Source organism: Peribacillus phoenicis (assembly GCF_047238085.1).
GTDB lineage: Bacteria > Bacillota > Bacilli > Bacillales > DSM-1321 > Peribacillus.
Window position 1 is genome coordinate 593,314 of sequence record NZ_JBDFMF010000001.1, and the last position, 12,369, is coordinate 605,682.

A 12,369-nucleotide genomic window follows, 5' to 3' on the forward strand; every position below is an offset into this window, starting at 1 on the left:
CTCCTGCCGAAATACTGGCTAGCCGAGACCCACAGGCGCTTGCTTTGATACGGCTTGGCAGACAGTCGGCGGAAAGGGATTTTAAAGCAAAGTTGATTGGAACGGAAGGTGCGAGACTCCTGCGGGAAAAGCGAGTCCAAGGGAGACCCCACAGGCGCAAAGACGCCGAGGAGGCTCCCGGACCGCCCGCGGAAAGCGAGTGCCTGGAGTGGAAATCAACGTCTATAAAAGAAAGGGAGTCGATCTCTGAAATCAATTGAACTTTTTAAATAAAAAACTGCAGGCAAACTGAGCTTTCATAGAGTTGTCTACAGACTGAAAGGGTTCATCCATTAGGGTGAGCCTTTTCTTTGGCACAATAAGTAAAAATAACATAAAAATGAGTAAAAATTCTGAAATTATTTGCTGAACTTTAAAACTATAATGAAAGTGATGCATGTTCAATCTGAATGGAAGGGTGAGTTTAATGTCTCGATCGTATTGGTTAACGAATGTCCGCTTGGAAAATGGTTTTACTTATAATGAAAATGAAACGATCACCGGTACTGAAACCGGCAATTACCACATCAAGATTGAAAATGGGAAAATTTCTTCCATTTTATCGGCGAAGGAATCGATAACGGATCAGGACCCGCAGCATGATGTTCACGGTCTCCTGATGGTCCCCTCGTTTAAGGAAATGCATATCCACATTGATAAAACCTATTATGGAGGTCCGTGGAAGGCTTGCATGCCTGCCATTAATGGTGTGAAAACCCGGATAGAGGAAGAGCAAGTATTACTGCCCCAATTATTGCCTACCGCTAAGGGAAGGGCAGAAAAAATGCTGGATTTATTATTGGACTTCGGATCTACCCATATTCGCACACATTGCAACATTGACCCGGTGATAGGACTGAAAAACTTAGAGGCCACCATTCAGGCACTGGAAGGATATAGTGATAAATTGACGTATGAAATCGTCGCATTCCCACAGCATGGACTATTACGGAGCAATTCCGCTGGTTTAGTAAGGGAGGCCATGAAGAATGGGGCGAATCTGGTAGGAGGCGTGGATCCCGCCACCATTGATGAAAACATAGAGCGGTCCCTTGAAACGATCATGGATATCGCGGTTGAATACAATTCCGATATCGATGTCCATTTACATGATCCGGATCACCTTGGTCTCTTCACCATGCAACGCCTTGCTTCACTGACGGAAGACGCAGGCTGGCAAGGAAGGGTAACGGTTAGCCACGCCAGCGGTTTGGCAGATCTTTCAGTCCCGGAGGCAACGGGCATTGCCGAAAGATTTTCGGAAACAGGCATATCGATTACATCCACAGTGCCCATCTTCAGAACGATCCCCATCCCTCTGCTTCATGAAAAAGGGGTGAAAGTGGAATTGGGTAATGACAGCATCACTGATCATTGGACACCCTTTGGCATCGGGGACAATCTGGAAAAGGCCGGTCGCCTTGCAGAGAGGTTTCGCATGATTGATGAACGTTCCTTAGCGAAAAGCCTTCAATTCATAACAGGAGGGAAGACTCCATTAAACCAAGACGGGGTCAAGGCATGGCCTAATGTCGGGGATGAGGCGAATATCGTTTTGCTTGAAGCCAGTTGTTCAGCGGAAGCGGTGGCTAGAAGGGCGAAGCGTGCTGCTGTCATCTTCAGGGGCAATGTTGTTAGCGGTTCTATTTCATCTTTTGAGACTACAGGTGTTTAATCTTCTATTAAAGAGAGTGATTGGATGAATGAAGCATACTGGCTTACAAACGTTACGCTTGATAGTGGATTTGTTTTTGAGAATGAACGAATTAATCGGACGAAAACAGCTACATACAACATGTATATAAGAAATGGGATCATAGAGGATTTGCAATTGGCTTCAAGTATGCCTTTGAAGATGGATGGTCCTGTTCACGACGCGGGAAAGCTGCTTGCACTTCCTCCTTTTAAAGAGATGCATAACCATCTTGACAAGACTTATTTAGGACTGCCATGGAAATCATGCACTCCGGTTCCGAATTTAATCGAACGCTTAAAGTTAGAAGCAAAAGAGCTTGCTGAACTGGCTGAAACCGGGCGGCTCCGGGCTGAACGGATGCTTCAACTATTGTTAAGCGGCGGGGCAACGCATGTAAGGACGCATGTAAACATCGATCCATACATCGGTATGAAGAACTTGGAAGAAATTCAAAAGGCGCTAAGTAGTTTCAGAGGGAAAATGACATCCGAGATCGTGGCTTTCCCGCAGCATGGACTGCTAAGAACGAATTCAAAAGGGTTGATGAGACAAGCGATGAAAGAAGGGGCGTCATTGGTGGGCGGCCTGGATCCTGGCGGGGTGGATAAAAATATAGAAGCTTCCCTGTATGAAATGGTCGATTTGGCTGTTGAATTTGATGCAGATATTGATATTCATATACATGATCCCGGTCACCTTGGTTTATATACGATCAAGAAACTGGCTTCTTTGATCGATGAAGCAGGGTGGAAGAACAGAGCGGCCATCAGTCATGCTTTTGCACTTGGTGACGTTTCAATAGGAGAATCGAATGAACTGGCCAGTGAATTATCAAACCTGGGGATAGCGATTATGTCTACAGTTCCGATCAACCGGGTCATGCCCCCGATTGATTCCCTGCATGAGAAAGGTGTCCATGTTGCTCTCGGGTGCGATGGCTTTTACGACTCCTGGTCCCCATTCGGTACTGGAGATATGCTGGAAAAGGCAGGCCGATTGGCTGAGAGGTACAACTGGAAGGACGAGTATGCATTGTCTCAATCGCTCCAATTCATTACGGGCGGAGTCAAGACATTGGACCATGAAGGAAATCGTTTATGGCCGAAAGTGGGAAATGATGCAAGTATGGTTTTTGTGGATGCATCATGTGCTGCCGAGGCAGTTGCGAGGAGATCGACGCGGGCTGCGATCATGGTCGATGGAAATCTGGTTTACGGCGGACTTGATCGCGAATCTGCCTTGAAGTCGAATTGAAGATCTAGTTCAAGAAGGGATGAAGATCATGAATAGAATCTATTGGTTAAAGAATGTTCGTTTGGAATGTGGTTATCGGAAAGAGAATGAAAGAGTTACAGGAACGATCACGGGGCTATTTCATCTGTTGATGGAGGATGGCAGGATCACGAAGATTGTCAAAGATGGGGAAGCCATACGTGATGATTTACCAGTGGAAGATGCAAAAGGATTGCTGGCGTTACCATCCTTCATTGAAAAGCATGTCCATCTTGATAAGACACTGATGGGGGATGTTTGGAGAGCGTGCACTCCTTCTTCAAGTGTCATTGAACGCTTTGAAAATGAGAAGAGGGTTCTGCCTTCCATTGCAACAAGCGCATGTAAACGTGCAGAATCTTTACTGGAAATCCTGTTAGCTTCTGGCTCTGCACATATACGGACTCATGTTGATATCTATCCGGAAGCGGGCTTGGAAAACTTAGAGCAAGTTCAGCAGGCGCTTGCTGGCTATTCCAATCGACTCAGTTCAGAAATCGTCGCATTTGCGCAGCACGGTTTGTTGCGGTCCGGCTCTGTCAAGCTTGTCAGGGAGGCATTGCGAAACGGAGCAGGAATCGTCGGGGCAGTGGATCCAGCCACAGTCGATAACAATATTGAAGCATCTCTCGTACAATTGATGGATTTAGCAGTGGAAGCTAATGCTGATGTGGACTTGCATTTACATGATCCCGGCCATCTGGGCACGTTCACCATGAAACGTTTGGCAGCTCTGACCAAGCAAGCGGGCTGGGAAGGAAGGGTAGCATTAAGCCATGCGTTCGGCATCGGGGACGTATCCAGGGAAGAAGCCTATGAACTGGCTGACATTCTTAGGGAGGCGGGGATTTCCATCGTCACCAGTGTCCCGATCAACAGGCAAATGCCCCCTGTTGATTTATTACATGAAAGAGGGGTTGAAGTATCAGTAGGAAATGATAATATCTTTGATGTATGGTCACCTCTCGGGAATGGTGACATCTTGGAAAGGGCAGGAAGGCTCGCAGAACGTTTCAAATGGATTGATGAAGTCTCGCTTTCCCGGACACTCGGGTATATAACTGGCGGAAAAACCCCATTGGATGATAAGGGTAACCAGGTATGGCCGAAAGTTGGGGATGCCGGAAGTCTGGTGTTAATTGACGCAAGCTGTTCTGCAGAGGCAGTTGCCAGGCGTTCGGAACGTAAAGCGGTCATTTACAAGGGGAACTTAGTTTCCGGTTCACTATATAAACAAAAGCAGTCCATTGAACGGTAGGACTAAACGAAAAAAGGATTTCTGGATATTTCCGGATTTCCTTTTTCATTTTTGCCGGGTTCCGTGTACTTTTATTTACTTATGTTGCTGTGGAAGTGATTTTTTTGGCTATATGGGTTAGCCCTCCCATGTCTTTATATAAATGTCCCGCTTTTGCTTGCCGGCCTTGCAACCTTAATCAAGCCAACAAATTAGCGGGGAGCCGCAGTCTTTGTTACTATTAATGGGAACGTTATCATTACTCATGCGCCTGCAAAGGTCCAGCGACATAAATTATGTGTCCAGCAATGCAGCAGCGGACCATCCGGGACCGCGTTTATTAACATGGTGATGTCCTATCGCCTTTTTCAAGGGAAGGACAAGTGAAATTCACCATGAGTTTGAAAAGTATCATGTTCAAAGGAGATGGAATCTATGAAAAGTTGGAGATCTTCTGTGACTCTATTTTCTTCTTTTCAATGGTTGTTTTTTATTTTTGCAAATACGGTAGTAGTGCCCATATCGATTGGCGCAGCTTTTGATCTTCCTCCCGATGTCACGGAAATGACCATGAGAAGCTCGCTCATTTTCACCGGGATCGCTTGCGTGTTTCAGGGGTGGAAGGGGCATAAGTATCCACTTATGGAAGGTCACTCCGGTCTATTGTGGGGAGTGATGCTGAATTTAGGATTATCTGCACCATCCATAGGGCTCGGTTATGCTGAGATAGGAGGGGGAATTGCTACTGGCCTCATTGCCGCTGGTGTCGTCACCGTCATTATTTCTGCCTTCAACCTGATTTCTCATGTCCAGAAGATTTTCACTCCCATGGTCATGACGGTTTATTTATTCCTACTGACGTTCCAGCTAATTTTTGTCTTTTTTAAGGGGATGCTGGGGATTACGGAGAATGGGGAAATTAACATCCCGGTCAGTTTCCTATCAGTGGGGATTGTACTTTTAGTAAGTATATTAAAGATAAAAGGTCCAAGGACCATAAGCAATTTCTCGATATTGATCGGAATTATGGTGGGATGGATTTTTTACGAGCTGCTATTTCCGGAGGCCGGGGGAGAAATGGGCTCGACGGGTGCCGCTTTTTCATTTTTCCCATTAGGTGCTCCAAACCTGGAATTCGGGATCATAGCGATTTCCTTTTTTGCAGGATTACTGAATTTGTGCAACACGTTCGCTTCGATTCAGGCTGCATCGGAATTAATCGGTGATGAAGCTGAACACAAGCAGTATCGAAATTCTTTATTCATGACTGGCGGCTTTACCATTTTCGCTCCGGTGCTTGGCCTTGTTCCGTATACACCTTTTACTTCATCCATCGGATTTTTGCAGAGCACTCAAATCTATGAGCGGAGGCCCTTCTTACTTGGAGGCATGTTATTGACCATAATCGGGCTCATTCCTCCTTTCATCTCTTTCCTGGCCACGATGCCGATAACAGTCGGGAATGCAGTATTGTTCGTTGCTTACCTTCAGCTTTTCGGAACGGCTTTCAACAGCGTCAAGGGTCAGCATTTCACTTCAGACACGATATTCAGGCTTGCCGTACCGGTATTGATTGGCGTGAGTTTGATGAACATCATGCCTAATGCATTTTCGAACGTTCCCGCGCTTCTACAGCCCTTTTTGACCAATGGGCTCATAATGGGCGTCTTGATATCAATCGTGCTGGAAAAATCGGTAAACTGGAATCGATATGAACAACTGCAGAACTAATTGGAAAGAGTGATGTGTGGAATTCTTATTAAGCACAAGAGGTAACTTCCTAATTAAAGATTCTATACAGCTTTCTTATATTTTAAAAGACATGGAGAAACGCCTGATTGGATACGGCAGTACATAAGTGATTCTCCCATCAACAAGGGTGGGGCAATCTTTATAATAAGGATTTTTTCATTGTAAATGACGAAGAAAAAAGATACTTGTAAGGCAATTAATATGAAAACCAGAAGGGTGTTGGGGACCTTCTGGTTTTTTTGATTGTGTTTAAGGTTTAACAATTTTATAGCATAAACTTGTTCGGTTTGAGACATCAAACTTTCTATAGAGATTTTGCAAATGTCTTTTTACTGTATTAACACTAATAAATAGTTCGCTGGCAATGGTGATATTGGTATGCCCTTTTAGAACCAGTTGTAATATTTCTGCTTCTTTTGATGTTAAATCTGGTTGTCTGAGATCTTGAGAACTAGCCAGAATCTTATTTTTCAAAGGATTAATGTTTTCTTTGGGATCGCTTACAGAAGGATAAGGGAAATCACTTGTTTTTTGCGATAAGAACCTAGAAATAACCTCTAAACACATAATATCGGATGTACTAAAAGGCTTCTCCTTTTTGGATCTAACGAAGTTCAGAACACCTTTAATGCTGTTTCTATCATATAAAAAAACACCCACATCATAATAAAATCCATATTTAAACATGAAATCATTATAGTATACACTTTTTTCATATAATTCAGGAGGAAGTAAATCAAGGTTTTTTATAACAGTTTGTTTACTTGCTTTTTGCCTATTATATTTTGGGGCTAGCAAATCTAATTGATAAAAGTTATTAAGATAATCATCCGTAACATATTTATCTATATTTAACGTAATAGGTTCGATCAAGTCATTATTATCATCACATAACCAAAAAACAGATTGGCAGTAACCAAATAAATTTTCAAAGGTCTGTAGTACTTTTTCACGGAAATTTACATTAGAAAAAGTAATTTCATCCATAAAAGATAAAATTTTTTTATAGCTGGGGTTAGACATATCCTTCATAGGCTTTCCTCCAAGTTAACTTTTTTTGATTATATAACATTTTAAAATAAAATGAATTACTTTTTGATATAAAATGACCCATTTGGGTAATAGTAAATTTTTTGATTTTTCTGGATAATATAAAATACTAACATGTAATAGTTCATAAATTAGAAAGACTTTTTAAAATAAACCTAAGGAGATGAAAGAAACGAAGTGTGTGAGGTAGGAAAATAAACATCTCCTTATCAAAACAGAATAAGTGAATGCATAGTACACTTTTGAGTTATTGAATTAAAGGTAATTGAAGGAGAGTAATGTTTATTTGTATAACGTTTTTGTAACGGTTGTTTAATTTTTGGGTATATTTATGTGTTTTTTAGAGTTGCTAAGTACTCTATCTCTTTTAAAAAATCAATAAAATAATGGAAGAGGTATGCTTTCTTGGACAATTCAGAAATTGAAACGCTAACTCGTGCTGAAATAGAAGCACTGTAAATGAGCAGATTTCAGACTACATTATGACATATCTATCTGAATATAGAGTTTATCGAATGAAGTTTAAAGAGCTAAGGATTACTCCTGATGACATTCAATTTTAATGGATGCCATTTACCAAAAAACAAGACTTAAGAGTTCATTATCCATGTTGAAAAATCATAATAATATAATCGCTTTCAATTATGTGTGTAAACAAAGTTAGGGGCTTTTAGCTTATTCAAGATACGCATCACATAAGGAAACCTAGCTATCTATGTTTTTCAAAATTGTATGGTTAGTAATTTCGAAGTTTTATCAAAAAAATAGATAAGAGGTGGAGAAAATGAAAAAATATCAACTATTTATCGATGGAAAATGGACAGATTCACTCTCAGGAGAAACATTTGAAACGATTAATCCTGGAACAGGAGAAGTTCATGCCCTTGTTTCACAAGGGGGCGAGGAAGATTTAAACCATGCAGTTAAAGCAGCTCGAAAAGCGTTCGAATCCGGACCATGGGCTACTATGTCTCCTAGTGACCGAGGCAGACTTCTGTATAAAGCAGCTCAGAAAATGAGGGAGAATTCAGACTTTTTAGCGGAAGTAGAATCAAAAGATAATGGTTTACCAATCAATGAAACAAAGCATATAGCGCTTCCTTCTACCATAGATGTACTGGAGTTCTATGCAGGACTTGCAAACAAGGTTCAGGGTGATACATTAGCATCACCTCACAATCGTTTCAACTACACACTAAAAGAACCATTAGGTGTAATTGGCGCCATTGTCCCTTGGAACTTTCCTTTAATGCTGACGATGTGGAAATTAGCTCCTGCTTTAGCTGCTGGAAATACAATTGTTATTAAGCCAGCAAAAGAAACATCAACAAGTATTTTAGAGCTGGCTAAACTGTTCCAAGAAGTCGGTATTCCTGATGGGGTGATTAATATTGTACCCGGTCCAGGTTCAACCGTGGGATCTGCTTTAGCTTCTCATCCAGACGTCGATAAAATTGCCTTTACGGGGTCAACGGACACGGGTCGGTTAATTATGCAAGCAGCTACAAAAAACTTGAAACCAGTTTCGTTAGAATTGGGAGGGAAATCACCTAACATTGTATTTGACGATGCCACTCTTGAAGATGCAGTTAATGGAGCGATGTTTGGCATTTACTTTGCACAAGGTCAAGTTTGTGCTTCTGGTTCTCGTTTATTTGTCCAAGAAAGTATTTATGATAAATTTATGGATCTTTTTGCTAGTAAAGTACAATCAATACGGGTAGGAAATCCCCTTGAAGCGACAACACAAATGGGTCCACAAGTTTCCGCACAACAGTTAAAGACGATTGAAAAGTATGTAGCGATTGGTCTTGAAGAAGGTGCGGAATTAGTGACGGGTGGCCAAAGAGGCAAGAAAAATGGATATTATTTCACACCTACCATCTTTGGAGATGTAACCAACGAAATGACAATTGCGCGTGAAGAGATATTTGGACCAGTCGTGTCGGTTATTCGCTTCAAAGATGAAGAGGATGCTCTACGACAAGCAAATGATACTATTTACGGTTTAGCTTCGGGGATATGGACCAATGACTTAAAAAGAGCTCATCGTATGGCGCGCGGTATCCAAGCAGGAACTGTCTATGTTAATACGTACAGTATGCTAGATAGTACAACTCCTTTTGGAGGAATGAAACAAAGTGGATTTGGTAGAGAATTAGGGGTACAAGCCATGGATATGTATACACACTCAAAGAGTGTATGGATTGATTTAGGTGAAAAAGGCTTAAATTGGTACGGTGGCTAAGACTATTATTTCTAATGAAAGTTAAAAATATAAAATGAAAGGAAACATTCTATGAAAACAATGCAAAGAACTTTCAAAGCAGCAATTATTGTAATTACTGCACTAACTTTCATATTCTCTCCTTATTCACTAATTCATAATAACAACGCTTCTGCTCATGGCGGTGAAATGGAATTAATTAAGCTAGAAACAGCTTTAGAAGGTACTGGTGCAACTGTTAAATCTGATTTTTGGAGTTTTTTTACAAAAAAAATCACCATCGAAAAAGATGATACGGTCATAAAAATAATACCTGATTCTGATAAAGCGTATATTAATGGAAAAGCGATTACACTTGAATCAAACGTGATAGAAAAAGATGAGAAAATCTACGTAACTGATCATTTTGTGAATGAAGTTCTCCCTGACATCAAGCAAACAGCTAAAATAAAAGAAGCTTATCATCCTTTAGATCCTTTAACTCCTAAAGAAATTAAAGCGGTGGTTAATGTGATCAAAGAGGCAGGGAAATATAAAGATACTCTTCGTTTTACAGAAATTACACTGAAGCTTCCCGAAAAAAAGAAAGTGTGGGAGTGGGAGTACGATAAAGAGAAAAAAGACGACGCATTTACAAGAAAAGCAGAGTTCATTGCATTGAATGGCAAACAAGTTATTGAGGGTGAAGTGAATATATCATCAAAAAAACTAGTTTCATGGAATGAAATGGACGGCGTTCATGGCATGTTAATTCTGGATGATTTTGCTACTGTCCAAGGAGCCATTGAAGCAAGTGAAGACTATGCAAAAGCGCTAAAAAAGCGGGGTATAGATGACCCTAAAAAGGTCGTTGCGACCCCTTTGACAGTAGGTTATTTCGATGGTGAAGATAAATTGGAGCATGATAAGCGTCTATTGAAAATAGTATCTTATTTGGATACAGGGGATGGGAATTTTTGGGCGCATCCTATTGAAAATTTGGTCGCTGTTGTAGATCTTGAAAAGAAAGCGGTTATTAAAGTAGAAGATGAAGGTGTCATTCCAATCCCGATGCAATTAAACGCATATGATGGTAGAGATTATGAGAAGAAATCCGATGTAAAACCGCTTAATATTACCGAGCCTGAAGGCAAGAACTATGAAATAAAAGGAAATACGATTAGCTGGCAAAACTGGGATTTCCACTTGCGATTGGATACTCGGGTAGGACCTGTGTTATCAACCGTTACTTATGATGACCATGGGAAAAAAAGAAAAATTATGTATGAAGGATCGCTGGGTGGGATGATAGTTCCTTACGGAGATCCTGACGTTGGCTGGTACTTCAAATCCTATTTGGATGCTGGTGAATATGGAATGGGCACATTAACTGCACCGCTGGAACTTGGAGCTGACGTACCAGAAAACGCCGTGCTGCTAGATGCAACAATTGCAGATAACTCGGGCAATCCTTACGTTATTAAAAATGCCATTGCAGTATTTGAACAATATGCGGGGCCAGAATATAAACATGCCGACCTTGCGACATTTAAAGAAGAAAATCAAAGCCGTGAACGCCGTGAATTAGTGGTTCGCTGGGTTAGTACAATAGGAAACTATGATTATATCTTTGATTGGAAGTTATCGCAAAATGGAGTAATTAATATTGATGTAGGAGCATCCGGTATTGAAGCAGTAAAAGGTGTTAAATCAAAAACAATGCATGATAAAACTGCAAAAGAAGATACAAAATATGGTACCTTGCTTGATAATAATATTGTCGGAACCACTCACCAGCACATTTACAATTTCAGGCTTGACCTAGATGTTGATGGCGAAAGTAATTCCCTAATGGAAATTAATCCAAAGGTAGAAAAAAATCAAGAGGGCGGTCCACGCAAAAGTGTTATGGTAACAGAAGAAAAAACAGTAAAGACGGAGCAAGAGTCGATTCAAAAATTTGATTCTTCCACTATTCGACTGTTCAGTAATCTTAATAAAGAGAATAAGGTAGGAAATCCAGTTTCCTATCAAATCATCCCTTTTGCAGGAGGCACTCACCCGATTGCCAAAGGAGCCTTATTTAGTGATGATGACTGGCTTTTTAAGCGAGTTAACTTTATGGACAAGCAGTTGTGGGTCACAAATTATGACCCGGATGAGCGATATCCGGAAGGTAAATATCCGAACCGCAGCAAAACAGATACAGGATTAGGACAATATTCGGCAGACAACGGTTCCATTGACAATACAGATAATGTGGTATGGATGACCACAGGTGCAACTCATGTAGCACGAGCTGAAGAATGGCCAATGATGCCAACAGAATGGGTGCACGCCATGTTAAAACCGTGGAATTTCTTTGATCGTACTCCAACATTAGACTTACCAAAAGAAAATTCAAAGTGATTAAATAAAGTCCTTGTATAAGTTAGTGCAAGGGCTTTATTTTTGTCCGAAGCAAGATTGAATTCATAAATTGATTATTTGGAGTAGCATCGTAATTCATAGATGAAAAGGATATTGAGGTTCTATGTTTCTAACTTGCTAAGCTCCTATTTAGGCTTGCCAACTTAGTTCCAGGTTCTTACAGATTTGTTCGAAGTTTTTCATTTGTACCAAGCCACATAATTAATATAGTGATTATCCTATTTCCGTCTTGAACCGTTTTAAGGAGATTCAAGGAAATTAGGCGCTTTAATCAGTGGCAATACCCACTCCCCTGACATAATTTGTTGGAGGGATTACTTGACGTGGTGTTAAATTCCCTGACCATTTCGTTCAGGTTTCCTGTTCTAAGCACTATCTTATAAATAAAAAACGGAGGTATATAAAATGTATGAATTTCAAAATCAATTGCAAAATCTGAATGTCGATGATTTTCAGGTGACTCAGCCAGTTCCTTGGGAGCAAAACCAGTACAATTTGGATGATTCGTCTCGACAATTCATTGGTGTGGGCGGCTTTGGTTGTTTTGGCTGTTTCTTGTGCTTTGGCTGCTTTGGTTGCGGCGGTCGCTGTGGTGGATGCGGACGCTGTGGTGGATGCGGACGCTGCGGCGGTTGCGGCGGTCGTTGCGGACGTTGCGGACGTTGCGGGGGTTAAGTATCCAGGTTT

Annotated in this window: 8 protein-coding genes; 7 read left to right on the forward strand and 1 reads right to left on the reverse strand. The window is 41.1% G+C overall.

Annotated features, from left to right (window positions below):
* Nucleotides 1–466: 466 nt before the first annotated feature.
* The 4 genes from ABC374_RS02990 (at nt 467) to ABC374_RS03005 (ending at nt 5,975) form a co-directional block, all read left to right on the forward strand.
* The gene (locus ABC374_RS02990; RefSeq protein WP_413015830.1) at nt 467–1,714 is read left to right on the forward strand and encodes an amidohydrolase family protein; all 1,248 of its coding nucleotides are present in this window, start codon (nt 467–469) and stop codon (nt 1,712–1,714) included.
* A gap of 24 nt (nt 1,715–1,738) precedes the next feature.
* Nucleotides 1,739–2,989, forward strand: coding sequence for an amidohydrolase (locus ABC374_RS02995; protein ID WP_413015832.1), 1,251 nt, complete (start codon nt 1,739–1,741; stop codon nt 2,987–2,989).
* Between the two features lie 28 nt (nt 2,990–3,017).
* Entirely contained in the window at nt 3,018–4,265 is a 1,248-nt protein-coding gene (locus tag ABC374_RS03000) for an amidohydrolase (RefSeq protein ID WP_413015834.1), read from the forward strand.
* 414 nt (nt 4,266–4,679) lie between these two features.
* Nucleotides 4,680–5,975, forward strand: a complete 1,296-nt coding sequence (locus tag ABC374_RS03005; RefSeq protein ID WP_413015836.1) for a uracil/xanthine transporter — start codon at nt 4,680–4,682, stop codon at nt 5,973–5,975.
* Nucleotides 5,976–6,245: 270 nt separating this feature from the next.
* Here the strand turns inward: ABC374_RS03005 and ABC374_RS03010 are convergent, their stop codons facing one another.
* Nucleotides 6,246–7,028, reverse strand: coding sequence for a response regulator transcription factor (locus ABC374_RS03010; protein WP_350301471.1), 783 nt, complete (start codon nt 7,026–7,028; stop codon nt 6,246–6,248).
* An 802-nt stretch (nt 7,029–7,830) separates the two neighbouring features.
* Here ABC374_RS03010 and ABC374_RS03015 point away from each other — a divergent pair.
* From ABC374_RS03015 to ABC374_RS28795, 3 genes are all read left to right on the forward strand, one after another.
* A complete protein-coding gene (locus tag ABC374_RS03015; protein ID WP_350301472.1) occupies nt 7,831–9,294 on the forward strand; it encodes an aldehyde dehydrogenase family protein in 1,464 nt (487 codons plus the stop codon).
* Between the two features lie 51 nt (nt 9,295–9,345).
* Nucleotides 9,346–11,661 carry a copper amine oxidase gene (locus ABC374_RS03020; protein WP_413015839.1) on the forward strand — a complete coding sequence of 772 codons (2,316 nt, stop codon included), beginning with the start codon at nt 9,346–9,348 and terminating at the stop codon, nt 11,659–11,661.
* A 426-nt stretch (nt 11,662–12,087) separates the two neighbouring features.
* Nucleotides 12,088–12,357 (forward strand): heterocycloanthracin/sonorensin family bacteriocin, encoded by a 270-nt coding sequence (locus ABC374_RS28795; RefSeq protein ID WP_350301474.1) that lies wholly within the window; start codon nt 12,088–12,090, stop codon nt 12,355–12,357.
* The last annotated feature ends 12 nt before the right edge of the window (nt 12,358–12,369 follow it).

Excerpts from the sequence above, each read along its gene's own strand:
- ABC374_RS03010 (WP_350301471.1), bottom strand. The coding sequence starts at position 7,028 with ATGAAGGATATGTCTAACCCCAGCTATAAAAAAATTTTATCTTTTATG.
- ABC374_RS03005 (WP_413015836.1), top strand. The coding sequence starts at position 4,680 with ATGAAAAGTTGGAGATCTTCTGTGACTCTATTTTCTTCTTTTCAATGG.
- ABC374_RS03000 (WP_413015834.1), top strand. The coding sequence starts at position 3,018 with ATGAATAGAATCTATTGGTTAAAGAATGTTCGTTTGGAATGTGGTTAT.
- ABC374_RS28795 (WP_350301474.1), top strand. The coding sequence starts at position 12,088 with ATGTATGAATTTCAAAATCAATTGCAAAATCTGAATGTCGATGATTTT.
- ABC374_RS03020 (WP_413015839.1), top strand. The coding sequence starts at position 9,346 with ATGAAAACAATGCAAAGAACTTTCAAAGCAGCAATTATTGTAATTACT.
- ABC374_RS02995 (WP_413015832.1), top strand. The coding sequence starts at position 1,739 with ATGAATGAAGCATACTGGCTTACAAACGTTACGCTTGATAGTGGATTT.
- ABC374_RS03015 (WP_350301472.1), top strand. The coding sequence starts at position 7,831 with ATGAAAAAATATCAACTATTTATCGATGGAAAATGGACAGATTCACTC.
- ABC374_RS02990 (WP_413015830.1), top strand. The coding sequence starts at position 467 with ATGTCTCGATCGTATTGGTTAACGAATGTCCGCTTGGAAAATGGTTTT.